This window comes from Methylobacterium sp. AC433, from assembly GCF_979253015.1.
Window position 1 is genome coordinate 1 of sequence record NZ_CEEDBN010000106.1, and the last position, 239, is coordinate 239.

At 77.8% G+C, this 239-nt stretch carries 1 protein-coding gene; it reads left to right on the forward strand.

The window, feature by feature from the left end; all coding sequences use genetic code 11:
- The coding region (locus AC0IWM_RS23905) for a DUF3623 family protein (RefSeq protein WP_471759171.1) at positions 1 to 239 on the forward strand (239 nt) is incomplete at both ends.

The window sequence follows — 239 nt, forward strand, 5'->3', positions numbered from 1 at the left end:
CATGGTAGCGGGCACGGGCGTGCTCGCCCTGGCGCGCTGGGCCATCGGCGCCTCGGCCGGGGACGCCAGCGCGGGAAGCGCGTACGTCGCCTTCTCGGCGGCCCTGGTGGTCTGGGGCTGGCAGGAGATGAGCTACTACATGGGCTTCGTCTCCGGCCCGCGCGCCCGCGGCTGTCCGCCGGGCGCCCGGGGCCTGGCGCGCTTCCGGGCGGCGGCGGCCACCAGCCTCTGGCACGAGG